General features: G+C 46.8%; 12 protein-coding genes. 6 read left to right on the top strand and 6 right to left on the bottom strand.

Features of this window, described 5'->3' with window-relative positions:
• The first annotated feature begins 114 nt into the window (after window positions 1-114).
• The 3 genes from QUA57_RS07730 (at window position 115) to QUA57_RS07720 (ending at window position 11,748) form a co-directional block, all read left to right on the top strand.
• Window positions 115-5,622 carry a PAS domain S-box protein gene (locus QUA57_RS07730; protein ID WP_333060171.1) on the top strand — a complete coding sequence of 1,836 codons (5,508 nt, stop codon included), beginning with the start codon at window positions 115-117 and terminating at the stop codon, window positions 5,620-5,622.
• A gap of 548 nt (window positions 5,623-6,170) precedes the next feature.
• Entirely contained in the window at window positions 6,171-10,307 is a 4,137-nt protein-coding gene (locus tag QUA57_RS07725; protein ID WP_333060172.1) for an ATP-binding protein, read from the top strand.
• Window positions 10,308-10,407: 100 nt separating this feature from the next.
• Window positions 10,408-11,748, top strand: a complete 1,341-nt coding sequence (locus QUA57_RS07720) for a response regulator (protein WP_333060173.1) — start codon at window positions 10,408-10,410, stop codon at window positions 11,746-11,748.
• A gap of 192 nt (window positions 11,749-11,940) precedes the next feature.
• Here QUA57_RS07720 and QUA57_RS07715 read toward each other — a convergent pair whose 3' ends face one another.
• Complete coding sequence (locus QUA57_RS07715; RefSeq protein WP_333060174.1) at window positions 11,941-12,480, bottom strand: GIY-YIG nuclease family protein; 540 nt, start codon at window positions 12,478-12,480, stop codon at window positions 11,941-11,943.
• 66 nt (window positions 12,481-12,546) lie between these two features.
• A complete protein-coding gene (locus QUA57_RS07710; RefSeq protein ID WP_333060175.1) occupies window positions 12,547-12,873 on the bottom strand; it encodes a hypothetical protein in 327 nt (108 codons plus the stop codon).
• Between the two features lie 177 nt (window positions 12,874-13,050).
• Here QUA57_RS07710 and QUA57_RS07705 point away from each other — a divergent pair, with 177 nt between their 5' ends.
• Together QUA57_RS07705 and QUA57_RS07700 are read left to right on the top strand one after the other, a co-directional pair.
• Window positions 13,051-14,256 (top strand): transposase, encoded by a 1,206-nt coding sequence (locus QUA57_RS07705; RefSeq protein WP_333060176.1) that lies wholly within the window; start codon window positions 13,051-13,053, stop codon window positions 14,254-14,256.
• Between the two features lie 335 nt (window positions 14,257-14,591).
• Window positions 14,592-15,392: a hypothetical protein gene (locus QUA57_RS07700; protein ID WP_333060177.1), complete on the top strand. Its 801-nt coding sequence runs from the start codon at window positions 14,592-14,594 to the stop codon at window positions 15,390-15,392.
• 94 nt (window positions 15,393-15,486) lie between these two features.
• Here the strand turns inward: QUA57_RS07700 and QUA57_RS07695 are convergent, their stop codons facing one another.
• Window positions 15,487-16,350, bottom strand: coding sequence for a sulfite exporter TauE/SafE family protein (locus QUA57_RS07695; RefSeq protein WP_333060178.1), 864 nt, complete (start codon window positions 16,348-16,350; stop codon window positions 15,487-15,489).
• An 87-nt stretch (window positions 16,351-16,437) separates the two neighbouring features.
• The gene (locus QUA57_RS07690; RefSeq protein WP_333035969.1) at window positions 16,438-17,280 is read right to left on the bottom strand and encodes a pentapeptide repeat-containing protein; all 843 of its coding nucleotides are present in this window, start codon (window positions 17,278-17,280) and stop codon (window positions 16,438-16,440) included.
• A gap of 419 nt (window positions 17,281-17,699) precedes the next feature.
• On the opposite strand from QUA57_RS07690, the gene ilvD reads away from it, so the two are divergent.
• Window positions 17,700-19,385 (top strand): dihydroxy-acid dehydratase, encoded by a 1,686-nt coding sequence (gene ilvD, locus QUA57_RS07685; protein ID WP_333035795.1) that lies wholly within the window; start codon window positions 17,700-17,702, stop codon window positions 19,383-19,385.
• A gap of 111 nt (window positions 19,386-19,496) precedes the next feature.
• On the opposite strand, the gene QUA57_RS07680 is transcribed toward ilvD, so the two are convergent.
• Both QUA57_RS07680 and QUA57_RS07675 read right to left on the bottom strand, forming a co-directional pair.
• Window positions 19,497-20,027, bottom strand: a complete 531-nt coding sequence (locus tag QUA57_RS07680; protein WP_333060179.1) for a hypothetical protein — start codon at window positions 20,025-20,027, stop codon at window positions 19,497-19,499.
• 233 nt (window positions 20,028-20,260) lie between these two features.
• Window positions 20,261-22,192 carry an ATP-binding protein gene (locus tag QUA57_RS07675; protein WP_333060180.1) on the bottom strand — a complete coding sequence of 644 codons (1,932 nt, stop codon included), beginning with the start codon at window positions 22,190-22,192 and terminating at the stop codon, window positions 20,261-20,263.
• Window positions 22,193-22,604 lie beyond the last annotated feature (412 nt).

The following is a 22,604-nucleotide window of genomic DNA, read 5'->3' as shown; positions in this document are numbered from 1 at the left end:
CAAATGTGGTTTTGTATAGAAAAAATAAATACTTAGTTTTAACTAAGTTTTAACAAGGTTGTTTCATAGACATAAGCAATAGTGCGATCGCGCCATCGCTACAGGTCAACAAAAATGAGTCCGTTTGAGGTCTTGCCCTTACCCATTAAATCTTACAGTATTGCTACATTTAGCGCCGGCACGGCTTTACTGCTGACAACTCTGTTACTGTTTTCCTTCCAGGCAGCTCCTGCAATCTTACTTTTGGCGGCTGCAATGGTTATCGCTTGGTATGCGGGCTTAAAGTCCGCAAAACAAGAACTAGAAATAGAACGTAATATTATTTCCAAAGTAATTGACACGACGGCTTGCTTGATTGTAGTTCTAGACAGCCAAGGACGGATTGTCCGGTTTAACCAAGCTTGCGAAAAAACTACAGGCTACTCGACAGCAGAAGTAATCAATAAATATCTTTGGGATTTGTTTTTAATTCCAGAAGAAACAGAGCCAGTTAAAACTGTTTTTACCAAGCTCAAGCTCGAAAATTTTAACAGCCAATATCAAAACTATTGGCGCACAAAAAATGGGCAGAAGCGCTTAATTTCTTGGTCTAATACTGTGACCCTAGATGGGGATGGCTTGGTGGAATATGTGATAGGAACTGGTATTGATATTACCGATCGCAAAGAAGCAGAAATAGCCCTGGCTTTATCCTACACTAACCTAGAAAGCCACGTCAAACAACGCACAGCAGAACTGACAGTAGCTAAAGAAGCCCTGCAAGCTCAAGAAGAACGATTTCGCTGTTTAAGTTCCTGTTCGCCTGTCGGCATTTTTATGGCAGATTTTGAGGGGCGCTACACCTATGCAAACCCACGCTGTCAGGCTATTTGTGGCTTAAGTTTGACAGAACTTTTAGGAGACGGTTGGGAGAAGTGCATTCACCCGGAAGACAGCGATCGCGTATTGAGCCGATGGCTGGATTATACTCGGCAAGGTGGGGAATATGCGATCGAGTATCGCCTGCAAACACCACAGGGGATTGTTCGCTGGATTAACGTTTGTTCCTCGCCGATGTTTTCGGACTCCGGCGAACTCATCGGACACGTGGGCACGGTGAGAGATGTCACGGAAAGACAACAAGCGCAAACAGCTTTGGCAAGCAGCGAACAGCAACTGAGAAGGCTGCTAGAAAATACGCCAGATATCATTATCCGCGCTGACAAAGAACTGCGTTATATTTATGTCAATCAAGCAGTTGAAAGAACCCAAGGAAAACCGCTTTCATTCTTCTTGGGCAAAACCAGTCAAGCAATAGGAATGTCGCCGGAACAGTGCCAGATGTGGGAGGAAACCCTGCACAAAGTGTTAGAAACAGGTCGAGAAGAAATCATCGAATTTCAGGCTTCCTCAACCAACGGCATCCGAAGTTATCAATCGCGGGTAGTTCCAGAATTTGACCAAAATGGCGTAGCAGAATCGGCTTTAATTGTCGCCCGCGATATCACAGAAATAAAACTTGCAGAAACTCAAAGATTGCAGTTAACAATCGAGCAAACAGCGAGGGAAAAAGCGGAAATAGAACAGCAGCGCTCGGCCTTTTTAGCAGAAGTCAGCAAAATGCTGGCTGATGCGTTTGACGGGGAAACGGTGCTGCAAAAGGTAGCAGAATTAGCAATAAATTCGATCGCCGACGGGTGCTGCATTCATTTGACCGAAACCGACTCAAAAGTGCGTCGAGTCGCTGCAGCTCACGCCGAAGCCTCTATAGTTGATAGTCTGAATAACTTGAGAATCCGAAGTTTGAGCGCCGACAATGCTGTTAACGGCTATCCCCTGGTAATCCGCAGCGGAAAATCCCAACTAATTACCGAAGTGGATGAGGAGATTTTAGCAGCAGGAGCGGAAAATGCCGCAGAAATGGAAATATTGCGATCGCTCAATATCGGATCTCACGCTTGCGTACCGCTGAAAGCCCGCGGGCGGGTAATGGGTTCCATCACTTGCTTTACCTCGAAGTTGGGCCGCCGCTACACTGCAGAAGACATGGCAATGCTAGAAGATTTAGCATACCGCGTGGCGATCGCCCTCGACAACGCCAGACTTTACACAGAAGCGCAGGAAGCACTATCTCAAACATCGCAATCCTTCGCCTTAATTGACTCGCTATTAGAAGCATCTCCCCTAGCGATTTGCTTTCTGGATCGCGAAATGCGCTTCATCCGTATCAATCAAGTCTTAGCAGAACTCAACGGTTTGCCGATAGAACAGCATCTCGGCCAAGACTTCCGGCAATTGTTGCCAGAACATGCAGCCAAATTTGCGCCGATAATTCAGCAAGTTTTAGCAACGGGTCAGCCTGTTTTAAACTTAGAAATGAGCGGCGAACCTGATGGAAAACCCGGATATTTCGGCTACTGGCTCGCCAACTACTACCCAGTAAAAAATGAAAGGGCAGAAATAATCGGAGTCGGCCTAATTATCACAGATATTACCGCAGAAAAACAAACTGAATTAGCTTTGCGGGAAAGCGAAATGCGATTCCGCAGCGTGGTAGAATCTAACATGATCGGCATCGGTTTCTGGGATGCCAGCGGCGAAGTTACGGACGCTAACGACGCCTTGCTGGAAATGATCGGATATACAAGAGAAGACTTAGCTTCGGGACAGATCCGCTGGCTCGAACTCACTGCGCCGGAATATCTAGAACTCGATCGCGTCGCCATCGCGCAAGTCGAAGCAGAAGGAAGTTGCACACCTTTTGAAAAAGAATATCTCCGCAAAGACGGCACGCGCTTCCCAGTTTTAGTCGGCGGCGGAAACTTCCAAGGATGTACAGACAAAGGAGCATTCTTCGTACTAGATATCACCGATCGCAAACAAGCCCAAAACCAACTTCGAGAAAACGAAATACGCATTCGCCGCCAACTAGCAGAACTCGATTTAGTTTACAAGACTACACCAGTCGGGCTGTGCTTTGTCGATACCAATTTGCGCTACATCCGCCTGAACGAATGCCTCGCTCAGATCAACGGGCGATCGATCGCAGACCACATCGGGCGCACCATTAGAGAAGTAATTCCCGAAATGGCCGATATGGTAGAGCGGATTTACCGCCAAGTGCTGGCGACGCAAACCCCCGTGCTCGACTTGGAAGTTAAGGCCGAAACAAAGCAACAGCCGGGAGTTTTGCGCGATTGGCAAATCAGCTTTTACCCCGTGAGCGATGAATCAGGAACGCTGCTGGGAGTCAGCACCGTGGTTGCCGAAATCACCGATCGCAACCAAGCAAAACGGGTAATCCAGCAAAGCGAAGCCATATTCCGGCGGCTGTTCGAGTCAAATATTTTTGGAGTCGCGATCGGCGATTTTAGCGGCCGCATCGCCTACGCCAACCAATGCCTGCTCAACATGGTCGGCTACACCCGCTCAGACTTGCTCTCTGGTCAAATACGGTGGGACAGAATGACTCCCCCCGAATACCTGCACCTTGACGCCTTAGCGGCCCAAGAACTGCGGGCTAAGGGAGTCGCAACTCCTTTCAAGAAAGAGTACATCCGCAAAGATGGCAGCCGCGTGCCGATTCTGATGGGCGGAACCACTCTGTGTGCCGACGATCGCGAACCAGAGACGATCGTCGCATTCTTCATCGACTTGACCGAGATCTCCCGCGTGGAAGCAGAACTCAAAAACAATCAAGAACGGCTGCAAATCGCTCAGCAAGCAGGCAAAATCGGAACTTTTGAATGGAACGTCCAAACCGGCGAGATCGCCTGTACACCGGAGTTAGAGGCTTTGTACGGGCTGCCTGCAGGCGGTATCGACAGCTATCAAAGTTGGGTGGAAATGTTGCATCCAGACGATCGCGCTTTGACTCAACAGCAGGTAAAAGCTGCGGCGGTGTCCGGGGAGGAATTAAACATTGAGTTCCGCATCTGCCGCCCGGACAAAAGCGTGGGCTGGATTGCTTGCAGGGCGAAGGTGTTTCAGGACGCTCGGGGTTTGCCTTTGCGGATGATCGGGGTGAATGTCGATATCACCGATCGCAAACAAGCAGAAGCAGCGCGATCGCACATCAATCAAACTTTAGAAGCCTTGATTCAGGCTTGTCCCCTAGCAATTACCGTTTTGGACTGCGACGACGGCACTGTGAAAATGTGGAACCCAGCAGCCGAGAGGATTTTTGGCTGGCATGAATCAGAAACGGTAGGTCAATTTGTGCCTTGCGTTCCCGCAGACAAGCGGGAGGAATTCACGGCTAATTTGAAAAGAATTCGCGAAGGAAACGCGATCGCAGGCATGGAAACCCACCGCCAAAGGAAAGACGGCAGCTCGATCGACATCAGTTTGTGGGCAACTCCAGTCCGCGACAGCAACGGCAATATCAACTGTATGTCGATCGTCGCCGACATCAGCGATCGCAAGCAAGTCGAGGCCCAACGCGCTCAGTTGCTAGAGCGCGAACAGGCCGCGCGGGCGGAAGCAGAAGCTATCAGCCGCCGGAAAGACGAGTTTCTAGACTCTCTTTCCCACGAATTGCGAACCCCTATAAATGTGATTCAGGGGTGGGCACAGATCCTGCGCGCCCACCCCTACAACCAAGATAAATTAGCTTGCGGTTTGGAAGCCATCGAGCGTCAGTCGAAGGTGCAGATCCAGCTAGTGGAAGATTTGCTCGACGTTTCCCGGATTATTCAAGGCAAGCTGGCCCTGAAACCCGGCTGGTTCTATATGGTAAGGACGCTCGAGGCGGCTCATAATTCAGTTCGTTTGGCAGCCGAGGCCAAGTCTATCACCGTTTCGTTAGAACTTGACCCCGCAGTCGGCTTGATGTGGGGCGACGCCCAGAGGTTGCAGCAGGTAGTGTGGAATTTGCTGATTAACGCCGTGAAGTTTACGCCTTCGGGGGGAAATGTGCAACTGCGCTTGTCTGCGGTGGCTGTTAGCGATTCCTCATCACCCAATTACGTGCAAATTACTGTCAGCGATACCGGAAAGGGCATTCCTGCTGATTTTCTGCCCTACGTGTTCGATCGCTTCCGACAAGCAGACGCCTCGAAAACTAAGGCTGAGGGGGGTTTGGGACTGGGATTGGCGATCGTCGATCACTTGGTACAACTCCACGGGGGCACTGTGACTGCGGAAAGTCCCGGTAAAGACCAGGGTGCGACATTTACCGTGACACTGCCTCTCAAACAGCCTCGGAGTAAGCAGCCGCAGTTGAGAGGAGAAAGGAAATCCAATCCAAGGTCTCCGGGTATTTTGGCTGGTTTAAAGGTGTTGGTAGTTGACGACGAACCCGACAACCGCGAGTTTTTGATGCTTGCGCTCCAACAGTGCGGGGCGACTGCGATTGCTGCTGCAACGGCTGCAGAGGCGATCGACATTTTACAGCAGTCGCCGCCTGATATTTTAGTCAGCGATATCGGTATGCCCGTTGAGGACGGCTACTGGCTGATCAGCAAAGTGCGATCGTCCGAATCCGACAAAATCAAGGGCTTGCCCGCCGTGGCGCTGACAGCTTATGCTAGCGAAGAAGACCGCGATCGGGCGATCGCCATTGGTTACAACGAACATTTAACAAAGCCGATCGAACCGGCTTTCTTCGCCACCGTTTTAGCCAAGTTAGCAAAGGGGCATTAGGGCGATCGGGTTCGATTAACGCACAAATAAGATCATTTCCCTTTGATTCGGATTTGTATGATGTTAAATCTTGTAAGGGCGGGGTCACCAATAATAATTGCCCCTAATCTACAATCTCATAAACCCGCCCCCGCTGGATTTTAATTAACGACATGATTGCCGAAATACACAAAGAAATTAGAAAAGTTATCACAGTTTTTGTAAGTAAAAATGAATCAAATGCCCAACAGCTAGAAACAGAACTAACAGAAGCAAATTTGGACATGCGCGTCCAATCTTCCCTAGTAGTTGCCTATATTGCAATACGGTTCATTTAAGCTCGATTCCCCCTAAGCCCCCTTTTTAAGGAGGGACAATAACTTACTCAAAGTCCCCCTTCTTAAGGGGGATGCGAGGGGGATATCCGAGGAATAAATAGTTTTAAATGAACCGTATTGGGCTATATTGAACCGGGCGGAAAATTTCACAGTTTTTAGGGCGCGCCAATTGCCGGGAAAGGCACGCTACAGCAGTTAAAATAGGATTATCAGCGCAATTGGTTCACACCCATGCCCATTTATCACTTCAACCGCCTAACCGCCAAATTTTTCAGCAAGCTGCCGCTGCGAACGGTTCTGATTGTTCCGTTTGTTTTGCAAACAGTAAGTGTAGTTGGGCTAGTGGGCTATCTTTCTTTCAAAAGTGGTCAGGAATCAGTCGAGGATGTGGCGCATCAGTTAATCGAACAAGTAGGAGAACGGATTAGCGATCGCCTCACGGATAATAATGGGCTGTCGGCAATCAATACCTTTCTGCCTAGGCTGCAATTCTCGGCGTCAGGACAAACTTTTATTATGGATCGATCGGGCAATCTGATTGCCACATCCACACTAGAAACACCCTTGGTGACGCCAACAAAAAAGCAACCGACGCCATTGCTAGCCACCAACAGCAAGGATGCCCGCACGCGAGATATTGCTCGACAACTCGCCAACCGATTTGGCAACTTCCGCACGTTGCAAACAACCCAGAAATTGACCCTGGCGAGCAAGGGCGATAGGCAGTTTGTCCGCGTCACTCCCTATCGAGATTTCCGTGGTTTGGATTGGTTGATTGTGGTGGTGGTGCCAGAGTCTGATTTCATGGCTCGCATTCAAGCAAATACGCGCAACACATTGTGGTTATTGGCTGGTACACTGCCGCTGGCGATCGCGATCGGATTTTTGACTTCCCGTTGGGTGACAAAGCCAATTAGGCGCTTGAATACGGCAGCCCAAAATGTTGCCACAGGAAAATGGGATCAACCTTTAGAAATTAGACGCTGGGATGAAGTCGGATATCTCGCCAATTCTTTCAATTTTATGGCAGCGCAACTGCAACAGGCTTTTGCAGACCAAAAATCTTTAAACGAAGCTTTAGCGCAAAGAGAGAGCCAACTCAAGCAATTTCTCGAAGCCATACCTGCGGGAGTATCTATCCACGATGCCTCCGGTAAAGTCGTGTACTTGAACAAAACTGCCAAGCATTGGCTCGGCGTAGAAACTATCCCCGATGTGACTTTAGAAGAAGCAGTAGAAGTTTATCAAATCTACCGCCAAAACCAGCTTTATCCCACTGAAGAACTGCCCGCATTCCGAGCACTGCGTGGCGAAACAGTATTCGTGGAAGATGTAGAACTTCATCGAAATGGGAAATTTATTCCTTTTGAGGTGCGCGCCACACCAATTTTTGACGAAGGCGGAAATATTATTTATGCCATCCATGCTTTTTATAATATCGCACAGCGCAAACAATCTGAAAAAATATTAACTGACTACAATCACACTTTAGCAGCCGAAGTTGCCGAACGTAGCGGGGCATTAGCTCGTGCTAACGCACTATTACAATATGAAATTACTGATCGCCAATTGCTAGAACAAAAACTTTACACTTCTACTGAGCAATTTGTGAAAATATTTGAGTCAATTACAGATATTGTATTGATTTTTGATGTCCAAGAAGAAACCATCCAAGTTATACCCACTAAGGGAATTTTTCAATACAACTATCATACGAATCAGATCGACACCATCATCGAACAATTTTTTCAGGAGGCCAGCGAGGCGATTTATTTCGCGCAAGTTAGACAGGCATTGGCAACCCAACAAACTATTAGTTTTGATTACAGTCTGCAGATTAATAACCAAGAAGTTTGGTTTGCTGCGAAAATTTCGCCGCTGTCGGATAGCTCTGCGGTTTGGGTAGCGCGCGACATTAGCGATCGCCAGTTGGCGGAAGCCCGACTGCTGGAAGCCCAAAAAATTGCCCGTATTGGCAGTTGGGAATACGATATTGCCACAGCAACAACCACTTGGAGTGAAGAACTCTATCGCATTTATGAGCTCGATCCGACTCAAAAACCGCTGCCCAGCGAACAATTAATCGAGCGTTTTCATCCAGAAGATCGATCGCGCTATCTGGCAATGGTGCGCGATCAAGCTATGTGTGGGAAAAGCTTTGAAATTGATCTGCGGCTGATCCGAAGAGATGGCTCGCTCAGTTACATTGAAGTCCGAGGGAAACCTGTTTATGATGAAAAAGGGCAGTTGATCCGTTTGTTCGGCACTGTCTTGGATATTAGCGATCGCAAACAAGCGGAGTCAGCTTTGCGAGAAAGCGCCCAGGGAGAACAAGCCATCGCCCGCTCGATCGAGCGCATCCGTCAATCCTTAGATATTGACACAATATTCAAAACCACAACCTCTGAACTGCGACAAACCCTAAAATGCGATCGTGTCGGTATCTATCGCTTTAATCCTGATTGGAGCGGGGAATTTGTTGCCGAATCAATGGCTGCCGGCTGGAAGTCTCTGATCCCACAAGCCGACGATTTTAATGTGCCAAACACTCTCGTCGAAGACTCTCGCTGTACCGTGAAAACTATGCAAGCCGGCGGTACACCAGTGCTGGATACCTATCTACAAAAAAATCAAGGCGGTATGTACGCTAGAGGCGTTCCTTACCGCATAATTGAAGACATATACAGCGCTGGGTTGAGTCCTTGTTACCTAGAACTGTTAAAACAATTCCAAGCTAGAGCCTACGTTATTTTCCCCATATTTTGCGGCAGTCAACTTTGGGGTTTGCTCGCCAGCTATCAAAATTCTGCACCCCGCACTTGGCGCGAAGCAGAAATCAATATTGGGCTGCAAATTAGCACTCAACTAGGAGTCGCCTTACAACAAGCTCAATTGCTCGAAGCCACTCAACAGCAAGCAGTACAGCTTCAACAAGCCGCCTGGGCCGCAGAAGCTGCCAACCTTGCCAAAAGCACTTTCCTAGCAAATATGAGCCACGAACTCCGCACCCCGCTCAACGCAATTCTGGGATTCTCCCAATTGATGCAGCGCTCTACCAACCTCACTCGCGAACAACAGGAAAATATCCGCATTATCAACCGCAGCGGAGAACACTTGCTAGCTCTGATCAATCAAATATTAGATTTAGCCAAAATAGAGGCAGGACGCATTACACTCAACCCCACCGAATTTCAATTAAGCAGCCTGTTGAACGATCTGGAAGAGATGTTTCAACTCCAGGCAAGGGAGCAACAATTGCAGTTAATCTTTTACTGCTCTAGCGAAACTCCCGAATACGTGCAAACAGATCAAATGAAATTGCGCCAAGTTTTAATTAACCTGCTTTCTAACGCCATTAAATTTACCAAACACGGAGTAATTAGGTTAAGAGTAAGTGCATCTATCGACAGTGAAAATCAGCACTTACCCATCAGTAATTACCAATTACATTTTGAAATAGAAGACACGGGTTCCGGCATAGCTGCTGATGAGTTAGATAAGCTTTTCCAAGCCTTTGTGCAAACCAAAACAGGAACCAAATCTCAGCAAGGAACAGGCTTGGGGCTGGCTATCAGCCAACAGTTTGTCAAGCTGATGGGCGGCGTGATTACTGTACGGAGTGAAGTAGGACGCGGCACCACCTTCGCGTTTGATATCCCCGTCAGCGCCGTTGATGCCCCGGCGACTCAACCCGTACAGCCACCGCGTCGGGTGATAGCGCTGGAACGCAACCAGCCACGCTATCGTATTTTGATTGTGGACGATCAATCGGACAACCGCCAACTGCTGATCAAACTCCTCGCGGGCTTTAACTTTGAACTCGAAGAAGCCAGCAACGGCATGGAAGCTATTGAAATGTGGTCGAGTTTTGAGCCACACTTAATTTTTATGGATATGTGGATGCCCGTGATGGATGGACATGAAGCAACCAAACGCATTAAAGCCACCGTTAAAGGTCAAGCTACGGCAATTATTGCCGTGAGTGCCGGTAACGCTGAAGAAGCGCAAAGCGTTACTGTATCAGATGATTGCGATGACTTTATCCACAAACCCTTTCGAGATACAGAAATTTTTGCCACCCTCCACAAACATCTGGGAGTGCGTTACATTTACGGTGAACCGGAGAGTGTTCCCGAGTCAACTCAAATCGAGGCTCCGACTCCAGAGACTCTTGCAGCTTTACCCGCAGATTGGCTGGCAGCTTTAGAGAAAGCCACAATTGAGTGCGATTTAGAGTTAATTCTGATCCAAATTGAGCAAATTCGCGATCGCAATGACGCTTTAGCTAGTGCTCTAGCCGGATTTGCTAACCAGTTTCAGTTCAATCAAATACTAGCTCTCATCCATCCCGAAACGAAAGAGAAATGATATTATACCCGGTTCGTAGTGAGTACGACCGTCCTCATAAAACCCGCTAGGACGATCGTACTCACTACAAGCCTATAAAGGTTATTTTACCGAACTAGATATGAATTACGAAGCAACTCCCGTCTTAAAAGGGAATATTTTAATTGTTGATGATATTCCGACTAATTTGCAACTTTTAGCTCAAATACTGTCGCAGCAAGGGTACAAAACACGCACCGCACCCGACGGCAAACTAGCGCTGCGGTCGATCGAGTTAACTCCTCCTGACTTAATTTTGCTCGACATCATGATGCCCGGTATGGACGGGTACAAAGTCTGCCAAGCATTGAAAGCTTCTCCCACAACCAAGGACATTCCGGTTATTTTTATCAGTGCTTTGAATGAAGTGTTAGATAAAGTCAAAGCCTTTGAAGTTGGTGGTATAGATTATATCACAAAACCGTTTCACGAACAAGAAGTTCTCGCCCGCGTCTCAAATCAACTCGTGCAGCGCCAGTTGTTCCAGCAAACACAATCCTACGCCCAGCAACTCGAACAAAGCGTAACTGAACTCAAGAAAACTCAAGCTCAGTTAATACAGAAGGAAAAAATGGCTTCTTTAGGTCAGCTAGCGGCAGGAATTGCTCACGAAATCAACAATCCCGTCAGCTTTATCTACGGCAATATTGCTCTAGCGGCGGACTATGCACGAGATTTGCTTCGCCTCGTCGAATTGTACCGACATTACTACCCCCACCCAGTTGCAGAAATTATCGGCGAATTGGACGAGATTCAACCCGAATTCATCGCAGAGGATTATCCAAAACTTCTGAATTCGATGACCGAAGGTGCTTCTCGGATTAGCGAAATTGTGATGTCTTTGCGGAAATTCACCCGCCTTGGTGAACAAAAGTACAAGCCAGTGGATATTCATGAAGGCATTGACAATACTTTAGTTATTTTGCAGCACCGGTTGAAGGGAGCAAACAAAGCTGGTGAGATAGAGGTCATTAAACACTACAGCCAACTGCCAAGAGTCACCTGTTACGCCAGTGAGTTAAATCAGGTGTTCATGAACCTGCTAAGTAATGCTATTGATGCCCTGGAAACTCAACCATCTCCCCGAAAAATTACCATCAGCACTTCAGTAAGTTGTGAGTCTGAATCTGCCCTGCACAATCAAGATTCAAAATTAGCCACTCACAACTATAAATCCGTTGTTATTCACATTGCCGATAACGGTTGTGGGATGAGTGAGGAAGTGCGCCACCAGATATTTGACCCATTTTTTACTACGAAGCCTGTAGGCCGCGGTATTGGATTAGGGTTGGCAATCAGTCACGATATTGTAGTGGAAAAACATCGAGGTCAAATCAGTTGTATTTCTGCTCCGGACCGAGGAACCAAGTTAATTGTGCAGATTCCGATATCTGTTAAATCAATTCCGGTTGCACCGGAATGACTGTTGACTGTTGACTGTTGACTGTTAACTGTTTGGACATTTGAACCATACCGATGCAACCGGAAACGATATTAAATGTTAAAATCTTTTAAATCTTATAAGTTCGCAGTAAGGAGTTTAGTCCAGAAATAGAGGACTAAACTCCTCACTACAAACAGGTGCGTAATAAGCACTAAAGTCGTGAGATTGTATTTACTTTAAATCCAGCAACCCGCTCGTTTTCAGCTTGGGATTAAACCGGATTTCTTCAGTTACGCCGCGAGCTTTCAGCAGCGAGAAAATTTCATTTTCCACGCGGCGCGCGACATTTTTCAACAATTTATCTTTGGCAATTTCATCGGCGAAGATACCTTCATAATTTGCCGTTTCTTGGGCCGTCATTACAGTTTTGGTGTCGATGGGATCGTTCCACTTGCCAGCATCGGCACCGTTACCCTGGGGTTGGGAACCGTTTTCGGCAATCCAACTTGATCGGATGCTTTCTAGGATAGTGCGGCTGGGCTTGTCAATAGTTTGGGCTTTCAGCCAGTAGCAATATTGGGTTTGGCGTACCAAATGCTGTTTGAGGCTGAGGTAAATGTCGCGAGAATAGCCGACAAATTGCAGGACTTTCTCGTTGTCAAAAATCGCGTAAACGCCGATTTTTCCCTGGACAAAATCGGGCAATTTTCCCTCGGAGTCTATGTAGGGAATGAATTCTAAGCTGGCGAGAGATTGAATGTCTTCTGTCATCCGATTTTAGATGTTAGATGTTAGATTTTAGATTTTAGATTAAACCACAGATTAGCCAGCCTTTACCTAAGTCTTAAAAACTCGATAAATTGCACAGAGGCGGCTGGGTTTAAATATTTTGGCTTGGAACATGAAATTAGGCGGGACGTTGACGATCGCAAAATCGCTCGATTCGTGATACTTTTCAAATTCCGCAGGCATTCCCTTCGGCGTCTCGCTGCTGTAAGGGACTGGCTGAAAAAGTAACTCGGCAAACTCAATGCGCGAGCATTGCAATTGTACCGCTACTTGTTTTACAAAGCTTTCACCGGTTAACAAACCGAACAGTGCAGTTTTAGCCTCTGGTTCGAGGACAAAACTGCTATCGTAACTTTCAATAATCTTAAGACCCATTTTCTCTATACTCCTGACAGACGGCGGTGAATGGTTATTGGTTAACTGTTGAGCGATCGGCTTAATCCTGAATTTTACCAAAAACTTGGGTCTATCGCACAAAGCCCCGTCCTTCTAGGACGGCTTTAATTTTCCTAGAACAGTGCTATTATTTTTATAACCTGTTCAGAAACGTAAATGTTAGTATTTGAAGTCAAGCTAGAAGGAAAAAGCGAGCAGTACGAAAGGCTAGATGAAGCCATTAGCACTGCTCGCTTTATTCGTAATAGCTGCATCAGATACTGGATGGATACGAAGGGTGTGGATCGATACGACTTAAGCGCTTATTGTGCGGTACTAGCCAAAAAATTCCCTTGGGCTGCCAAGCTAAACTCAATGGCACGACAGGCGTCTGCTGAAAGAGCTTGGTCATCAATTGCTCGTTTCTACGACAACTGTAAGGAAAGTAAGCCTAGAAAGAAAGGTTTCCCACGCTTCAAAAAGCATGAAACACACGGTTACGTAGAATACAAAACTTGTGGGTGGAAGCTTTCTGAAGACAGAAGAACTATCAAGTTCAGCGATGGCTTCAAAGCAGGAAGCTTTAAGTTGTGGGGAACTCGCGACCTACACTTCTACCAATTGAACCAGATCAAACGGGTGCGAGTAGTTCGTCGCGCTGATGGCTACTACGCTCAATTCTGTATTGACGCTGAACGAAATGAAAAGCGCGAACCTACTGGTAAGACTATTGGTTTAGACGTGGGCTTGACCCATTTCTACACAGACTCTGATGGTAATACTGTTGATAATCCACGTCACCTGAGAAAGTCTCAGAAGTCACTTAAACGACTTAATCGTAAACTTTCCAGAACCCAGCAAGGTTCTAAAAATAGAGCCAAGGCTCGGAATCGATTGAGCAGAAAACACCTCAAGGTAAGTAGGCGGCGTAAAGACTTTGCTGTGAAATTAGCAAGGTGCGTAGTCCAGTCAAACGACTTGGTAGCCTATGAAGACTTGCAGGTGGATAATATGGTTAAAAACAAAAAGCTATCCAAGTCGATCTCAGATGCAGCTTGGACAGCTTTTAGGGGTTGGGTTGAATACTTTGGCAAAGTGTTTGGTGTAGCTACTGTTGCAGTCGCGCCACACTACACCAGCCAAAATAGTTCTAATTGCGGGAAAGTTGCGAAGAAATCGCTAAGTCAGAGAACACATATTTGCCCGCATTGTGGATTTGTTTTAGACCGAGATTGGAATGCAGCTCGCAACATATTAGAACTTGGATTGCGTACCGTGGGGCACACGGGAACCTCAAACGCCTCTGGAGACATCGACCTCTGGTTGAGTGAGGAAACTCCTTCAAGTAAGTCGGGTCGTAGAAAGAGGAAACCTAAACAGTGATGTTTAGAATCACCGTGGCTTTAGCGGGCGTGAGGATGTCAACTGAGATTGACCGTTTTGAAGGCAGAAGGTATTCGGCAGGAGGTCAATCGATTTGAGATTTGAGATTTGAGATTACAGAATTGAAGCCTTGACCCCACGGATCAATTCGGGGCCTTGTTTATCGGATACAGGTTTTTTATTTCTCTACGGATGAATCGGGGGGCTTGTATCCTGGATGCTTTCGGTCAATAAAAATACCACAATCAGGAAATTTTGACAAATAGCCCTGATTTATTTGCCGATCGCTTTTATCATGTCCGTATCGCCATCTATCCGACTACGACTAAAAGGCTATGCAGAAGATTGAAAAAGCATCATTCCCAGCTTTGAGAAGTGCCCCGAACCAGCCGGACTGGCTAGAATTGGTAGAATACGCCTCTGTTGCTGGTTCAGCGATTGGCACGATTGCAGCAGGATTGTCGGGCCAAATTGTCTACGCTGCAGCCCCCTTAACCGCAGCACTCTCGATAAATCTCGCCAATCGCCAGCGTTTCGAGCAACAAATGCAACAAAAGGCAAATTCTGCGATTGCGGACGTACAGGCCGCAGTAGAACGTCGATCGCAGCAAGTTCAGATACTACCTGGAGAACCTGCGGAACTCTACACCGCCGTCTCTGACTTGCAGCAGAAACTCCAGGGCTTGGAATCCGGGGCCATCGCCGAGGTACAAGCTGCCGTAGCCTCCCTCGAACGCCAAGCCCAGGCGCTGCCTGCTGATTCTCAGGAACTCTACACGATCCTCTCCGATTTGCAGCAAAAACTCCGCATTTTGGAAACTAGCGCCCTGAGAGAGCATGATTGGGAAAATGTCAACGTCCGATTTTTATTGATGGGCGAAAAGTTAACTGAAGTTAAAACTATTACGGCTCAGTTACAGGAGCGATCGAACGAAGTAGACTTCGATACCATCCAAGGTTCTCTCAAGCAATTGCAGGACTTGCTCGATCGACCCACAATAGATGCAGGGATGCTGCAAACCGAGATACAGCATTTGCAGCAGCAAGTGTCCGAGTTGCAGAGACAAAATCAAGAAATTGTCAAGCCTTATTTGCAGCGTCTGACTCGCGCCGTGAAGAAACTATCAGCAAATTAGTCTTACTTATTCGTTTTTCGTAGGGTGCAGCGCGGGCATCTTCCCGCATTCTTTCGTAGGGGGCTCTTCTGCCGCGCACCTTACCAATTACCCATTACCCGTTACTAAATTTTTGCCAAGCTTGCCAGAAAACATAAATCGATAACACTGCCAAGAGCGATCGAAAAGCTAAACTAACAATACGATCGGGCAATCTCGGCAAAAACCGCGTGCTCACCTGCGCGCCCAACAAACCGCCGCCGCCAAGAATTAACCCCACAACCCACAAAACATTCCCGCGCGCCGCGTGTCCCGCCGTCGCCGAAATTGCCGTGATGACTATGACGCCCAAGCTGGTTTGAATTGCGGTTTTAATGCTTTCTCCTAACAGCAAAATTTGCAGGGGAACCATAATTACGCCGCCGCCTACGCCGAACAAACCGGCTAATAAACCCGCCGCACTGCCGGTAGCAATTTTAGCAAAAGTTGGATGAAATAAAATATTTGAATTATTGGGTAATTCGTGATTGGTAATTGGTAATTGAGCATTTTCTCCTTGTCCCGCTTGTCCTCCCAGTTCCTCTTGTTCTAGTTCCGCTTTCTTCTTAGCTGTCAGGTGCTTGCGAACTTCAATCAAATAAATATTCAGCCACAGCAACAGCCCAAAAGTAAGTAACAGCAAGTAAGGCGGAAATATCCCCGCCAAATAAGCACCGATTTGTGCTGTGATGACGGCGGGAAATCCGATGCCTGCGACTTGGCTCAAGCTGAGGTAGCCCATGCGCCAATTCTGGATGCTGCCAGAAATAGCTGTAATGACGATCGACAAACCGCTAGTAGCAACCGCTTGCACGGGGGCGTAATTGAGAGCCACCAACAAAGGCACGAGAACCGTACCGCCACCGATACCCAAAAATCCAGCTAGAATTCCGGCAAAAACTCCCGCCGCACCCAACATCAATAATTCAGTGATAGTCATTAGTCATTAGTCAACAGTTAACAGTCCACAGTCAACAATCAACAGTCAACAGTCCACAGTCAACAGTTAACAGTCAACAATCAAATTTTAAGAATCATTAGTTGTGCCGTCCGGCATAATTGCCCGCCTCAAATCGGCATCGCGGAAGTTAGTTCGATTGAGATTAGCATCAATCAAAACCGCTTCCACCAAAACAGCCCCGCTGAAATTAGACCAGCACAGCTTTGCCCGGTACAAATTAGCACCGCTCAAATTAGCTCTTGCCAGCGTAGACCAACTCACATTAGCAACTCTCAAATTAGCATTGCTCAGATTAGCGTCGGTGAGATTAGCTCCAACCATCGTTACTTGGCGCAAGTCTGCACCAGCCAAGTTGGCCCCGCTCACCATCGCCCCGCTGAGAATTGCCTGATTCAGATTAGCTCTTTCTAAAAGCGACTCGCTGAGGATGGCATTTGTCAGGTTTACCGCTTTGAGAGTTGACCAACTCAAATTTGCCTTCATCAAATTAATACGAATCATGCTAGCGTCGGTTAAGTTGGCCGCAAACAAATTCGCTTCGGTAAAGTTGGCTTCGGTCAAATTAGCTTCGGTCAAATTAGCCTTGGTCATGTTGACTTCTCTCGCCATTGATCCGCGCAGGTTGGCTCCCATCAGGTTAGCCCCGCTGAGATTGGCGCGGCTCAAATCGGTACCGATGAGATTTGCTTCGCTGAGGTTGGCTTCCGTCAAGTCCACCCCTGCCAATTTCACCTCGCGCAAGTTCGCTCCCGTCAGGTTAGCGCCTTTGAGGTTTGCGTCTTGGAAATTCGCTCGGGTAAAGTTAGCCTCGCTGAGGTTTACCCCTTTTAAGTCGGCCCCGACGAGGTTAATCTCTCGAAAATTTCTTTCTCCGGCCGCATATTGCCTCAGAATTCGATCGGCCTCCATGTCATTCGCCTCGCAATTTTTTTTAAACGTTAGAGTGATGGGTGTTACCACATCATCCCAGATAACTACGGTATTCACTCTGCACGCTGTACTATCTGTAGAATCTTTGGACTGCTTTCCGGACACTGCTGTGCCACTGCCTCCTAAAAGGTCTGACAAATATCAAAGCTTCTGAGAAAATCAACAATAGGGTAAAACTCTCGGCGCTCGGCACTGAGTCAGTCGAGTTTAGATTTTAGATTTTAGATTTGCTCCACAGATTCATCTGGGAGCCGGAACTTTGGTCTAAAATTATGGGCTCACCACGACGATTATCGGAAACTTGTATTCGTTTTTGGGCGAGCTGACAACTGACAACTGTCAACTGTCAACTGTCAACTGTCAACTGTCAACTGTCAACAGACAAAGGAAATTTTAAAATGCCTGAAAATTTGAGAAGCCAAGCTGTGACTGGGGGCGTGCAGCGCGCGCCCAACCGAGCAATGCTGCGGGCAGTCGGTTTTGGTGACGGCGATTTCACTAAGCCGATTGTGGGGATTGCCAACGGGTACAGCACGATTACGCCCTGCAATATGGGATTGAACGACCTCGCTTTGCGGGCTATTGCGGGTGCAAAGGAAGCTGGGGCGATGCCACAGATGTTCGGTACGATTACTATCAGCGACGGGATCTCGATGGGAACAGAAGGGATGAAATATTCTCTGGTGTCGAGAGATGTAATTGCTGATTCGATAGAAACTGTTTGCAACGGCCAAAGTATGGACGGGTTGCTGGCTGTCGGCGGTTGCGATAAAAATATGCCGGGGGCGATGATTGCGATCGCCCGCATGAACATTCCTGCTATTTTTGTTTACGGTGGCACGATCAAACCAGGACACCACAACGGACGCGATTTAACCGTTGTCAGCGCTTTTGAAGCAGTCGGTCAATTCAGCGCAGGCAAAATTGACCAAACAGAACTCAATGCAGTGGAACAGAATGCTTGTCCGGGTGCGGGTTCTTGCGGCGGAATGTTCACAGCAAATACGATGTCGAGCGCTTTTGAAGCGATGGGCATGAGTTTGCCTTATTCTTCGACAATGGCTGCTGAGGATGCCGAAAAAGCTGACAGCGCTGCCGAATCTGCAAAAGTTGTGGTGGAAGCTGTCCGCAAACAGTTGTTACCGAGCCAAATTTTGACGCGCAAGGCCTTTGAAAATGCGATCGCGGTAATCATGGCAGTCGGCGGTTCAACCAATGCTGTGCTGCATTTATTAGCCATTTCCAATGCGATCGGCGTTGAGTTGTCCCTCGACGATTTTGAAACTATTCGAGCAAAAGTACCAGTGCTGTGCGACCTCAAACCCAGCGGCAAATACGTAGCAACCGATTTGCACAAAGCCGGCGGCATTCCTCAAGTAATGAAAATGCTGCTAGAAAAGGGTTTGCTCCACGGAGACGCCCTGACAATTACCGGCCAAACTGTTGCTGAAGTGTTAGCAGATATTCCAGCCGAACCCCGCACCGACCAAGATGTCATCCGCCCTTGGAACAACCCGCTTTACGCCCAAGGACATTTAGCAATTCTCAGGGGAAATCTGGCAACAGAAGGAGCCGTTGCTAAAATTACGGGCGTTAAAAAACCCCAAATTACCGGCCCGGCGCGGGTATTTGAATCTGAAGAAAATTGTTTGGATGCAATTTTAGCGGGGAAAATTCAAGCCGGAGATGTGATTATCATCCGCTACGAAGGGCCCAAAGGCGGGCCGGGAATGCGCGAAATGTTAGCACCAACTTCGGCAATTATTGGCGCTGGTTTGGGAGATTCTGTAGGGTTAATTACTGACGGTCGCTTCTCTGGCGGAACTTACGGCATGGTTGTTGGTCACGTTGCACCGGAGGCGCAAGTTGGCGGGACAATTGCTTTGGTAAAAGAGGGCGATTCGATTACAATTGATGCTAACAATCGCTTGTTGCAGCTCAATGTTTCTGATGCAGAATTGGAGCAGCGGCGGGCTCTTTGGCAGCCTCCTAAACCTCGCTATACTAAGGGCGTTTTGGCTAAATATGCTAAGTTGGTTTCTTCTAGCAGTGTTGGTGCTGTGACTGATTTAGGTTTGGGTTAAAGTAGGAGTTTTTGTAACCGCCGATGAAGGCAGATAAACGCAGATGAACTCAGATAAAATCCTATCTGCGTTCATCTGTGTCGCTAATATCTGCGGTTAAAACATTCCAAATTAACTGCGTTGATTCAAAAAGCGGCCTGCCATCGACATGGCGTCAGTAATATCTACGTCGCCGTCTCCATCTGAATCTAAAAATGTATTCAAAACAGGATTGCTGCCTTGGGCTGGGTTTTGGGCGTTGCTGCCGGTTTTTAGCAAATTCAGCACCAGCGGCACCAAAACAGGTATCATCGCCTGCACTGTGGCGTTATTCAAACCGGTTCTGTGGGCGATATCATTCACTATCTGCGTCAGTTGGCCGGCTCCGAACAAACTCTGTACCGCTTGGGGATTGGGATTTGTACCGCTAAATTGGTTGACAAGTTGTTGAGCTTGTGCGTCTCCCGACTGCGATCGCACGTTTTGCAATGCCGATCGCACGTGTCCGCCCAAAACCGACATTGCTAGCTGAGTCGTACCCGCATCGATGCCCTGGTTGCCGCTCAACTGCTCTACCGCACCGATAATGTTGCCCAACTGATTGGGGCTTGCTTGTTGGTTGGGATTGTCGATCGCGCTCAAAATTTGGTCAAATAGTCCCATAATTTTCGCTCCGTACAGTGATTGCTCAACTTTAAATTATAGCAAATCCTGTTTTTCAAGATTATGGAAAATAGTTTTTATTTTGGTATTATCACTCAGTGAGTCGGGTAGCGGCAGGCAGTCAGTAAGCAATCTCATACTATTTAAAATTGGAGATTTGGCAGGAATTACGATCTCAGATTTTTTAGGTTGCTTGCAGTTGGTTTTTTTTACTATGTACAAAAAATATCTTTTTAAGTTTTTACAGTTCCTCTCTTTTCGGACTTGGTTGGCGCGTTCCCGTTGCCAAGGGAATTATATTCGCCAGCAATTGGAGGTTTTAACAGCGGATTTAACATTGAATCCTCGTGCTTAATCGGCAGGGCTATCGCAAATTCCGTCCCCGTTCCCACCTCAGACCAAAAGTTAATCGTCCCGCCGTGTTTCTTGACGATAATTTCGCGACCGATTGCCAATCCCAAACCCGTACCTACACCTCTCGGTTTAGTAGTAAAGAATGTTTCAAACATTTTTTCTTGACTCTCTGGTGCTATTCCCATACCGTTATCTGAAATTCGCACTACCACTGAGTCGTCGTCCAAGTATTCTGTAGCAATGACAATTCTCGGCGAAAAACTCGGTGTTTTTTGTTTAAGTGAGTCCGAAGCCGATTGTTTTTTCGCCTCCTCAAAGCTGCTTTTCTCAATTTTTGCTTTCTCTTCCACAGCATCTAGTGCATTGTTCAGAAGATTCACAAATACCTGGTAAAGCAAACCCATATAGCCTTCAATAGTCGGGATTTTCCCGTAATTGCACACCACTTCAATGCCCTGTTTGATTCGGCTGTTGAGAATGAGCAAACTGCTGTCTATGCAGGCGTGCAAATCGACGGGATGAGGAGCTGCCTCATCAAGACGAGAAAAATCTTTCAAACTTAAGATAATAGCTTTTGCTCTTTCAGCACCTACTTGCATTGAGTCAAATATTTTGATCAAATCTTCTTTAAGAAAATCGATGTCTATTTCTTCGCCTTTCGCGACCACTGCGGCCGGGGGGTTGGAAATTTCTGTTTCGTAAGTTTTGAGCAAATCTAAAATATCTTCAACATAATTTCTGGCCGGATCGATATTGGCATAGATAAAATTGATTGGGTTGTTAACTTCGTGAGCAACACCGGCTAACATCCGCCCCAAAGTTGCCATTTTCTCATTTTGAAGTATCTGGGTTTGTTGTTCAGATTTCAATTCTTCTAGCAAGTGATTTACTTTCTGAATCAGTTGATTCAGCGAAGCTGCTAATACTCCCACTTCATCGGTGCTGGTAACTGGTACTTGCAACTGAAAATTAGATTCTTCAGTGACTCGCTGAGCGATTTTAGTTACAGCGGCTAGGGGTTTGGCGATCGCCCGACTGGTGAAGCGCGCCAGCAGTGCTGCAACGACGATCGACAGTGCCATGCTACCCAAAATTATTTGCACCCGCAGCGCCTGCGCTTGCAGCAGTGCCTCCCGCCCAGCATCTTCTTGCTCTTGGGCGCGATCGATAATTTCTGTTATATCATTGACAGCCGTATCTAGTTGCAACCTTATTTTATCTCGAACGAAATTCGACACCAACTTACGTTTTACGCTTTGTTGAGCGGGGTTATTTGGCAAATGACTAATTTTTTTATTAACTATTTCTAGTTGATAAATATAATTATACAGTAGCGAATCGCAAGTCTTTCTAAATTTACCTGTCCCTTTTATTTGTTTCAGGTATTTAGGTTTTTTTACTTCAGATAGCAACACTTTTAAGCTGTAAATATTTTTTTGTAGCTGTTGGTATTTGCTGTCAAATATTTGGGGCTTGTCGATCCCGTAAATCAGCCACTCTTGGCTGTTTTGCGTCCGAACTAAAGCCACCTGCAACTTATGTAAAAGCTGACTTTCTCGATCGATGTGTACTTGATTATTAGTTATTCGATAGTAATGAGTGCCCACCAACATCCCGACACTCGTTCCCCCAATCGCAACAAAAAGAGCCAGTGCGTACCCACGGCAGATTTTGTCGTGAATACTGAGGTTGCCAAAGGAACGGGCTATGTGAGCTAAATAATTGGGCTTTGGTGGCTGGGTCTCTTTGATGTTATGCTCGCAAGACGTAGAGAGTTCTTGTGAAGGCTGATTTAGATGTTTGAGCTGCATAGATGCTAACCTGTGAATAATTCACGCACTGACAATTCAGTCTAACTTAACTCGTGGCTGATTAGAGAGTACCGTATTGATATTTAATGTGATAATTTTTGTAAATTAGGACGCTCTTACCTTGCCTAAGAAACCCGGTTTCTCGTTTCTACTTTCGGAGCTTCCAGGAGGCACTGGTGTTAAAAAACCGGGTTTCTGTTAATATAGCGCCCATATATTGAATTGCCTCAGTAGAAACATTGTCTGTATTCACTCGTTTTTTTAACATTGTTCGTTTTTTTCACTCCGACTTACTAAAACTCTATTTGCCTGTTAACATCGTTTCAGATAATCGGTTGTATTCCCTTTCTTTTGATTTCATATTTTGTCAACAATAAGTATAAAAATTTATTGTGCGGGTATTTCTTGTAAA

The organism is Microcoleus sp. Pol7_B2, from assembly GCF_036701035.1.
Taxonomy (GTDB): Bacteria; Cyanobacteriota; Cyanobacteriia; order Cyanobacteriales; family Microcoleaceae; genus Microcoleus.
The sequence above is the reverse complement of the archived record's forward strand: the minus strand, read 5'-3'. Positions and strand labels throughout refer to the sequence as shown.

Excerpts from the sequence above, each read along its gene's own strand:
- QUA57_RS07730 (WP_333060171.1), top strand. The coding sequence starts at position 115 with ATGAGTCCGTTTGAGGTCTTGCCCTTACCCATTAAATCTTACAGTATT.
- QUA57_RS07725 (WP_333060172.1), top strand. The coding sequence starts at position 6,171 with ATGCCCATTTATCACTTCAACCGCCTAACCGCCAAATTTTTCAGCAAG.
- QUA57_RS07720 (WP_333060173.1), top strand. The coding sequence starts at position 10,408 with ATGAATTACGAAGCAACTCCCGTCTTAAAAGGGAATATTTTAATTGTT.
- QUA57_RS07715 (WP_333060174.1), bottom strand. The coding sequence starts at position 12,480 with ATGACAGAAGACATTCAATCTCTCGCCAGCTTAGAATTCATTCCCTAC.
- QUA57_RS07710 (WP_333060175.1), bottom strand. The coding sequence starts at position 12,873 with ATGGGTCTTAAGATTATTGAAAGTTACGATAGCAGTTTTGTCCTCGAA.
- QUA57_RS07705 (WP_333060176.1), top strand. The coding sequence starts at position 13,051 with ATGTTAGTATTTGAAGTCAAGCTAGAAGGAAAAAGCGAGCAGTACGAA.
- QUA57_RS07700 (WP_333060177.1), top strand. The coding sequence starts at position 14,592 with ATGCAGAAGATTGAAAAAGCATCATTCCCAGCTTTGAGAAGTGCCCCG.
- QUA57_RS07695 (WP_333060178.1), bottom strand. The coding sequence starts at position 16,350 with ATGACTATCACTGAATTATTGATGTTGGGTGCGGCGGGAGTTTTTGCC.
- QUA57_RS07690 (WP_333035969.1), bottom strand. The coding sequence starts at position 17,280 with ATGGAGGCCGATCGAATTCTGAGGCAATATGCGGCCGGAGAAAGAAAT.
- ilvD (WP_333035795.1), top strand. The coding sequence starts at position 17,700 with ATGCCTGAAAATTTGAGAAGCCAAGCTGTGACTGGGGGCGTGCAGCGC.
- QUA57_RS07680 (WP_333060179.1), bottom strand. The coding sequence starts at position 20,027 with ATGGGACTATTTGACCAAATTTTGAGCGCGATCGACAATCCCAACCAA.
- QUA57_RS07675 (WP_333060180.1), bottom strand. The coding sequence starts at position 22,192 with ATGCAGCTCAAACATCTAAATCAGCCTTCACAAGAACTCTCTACGTCT.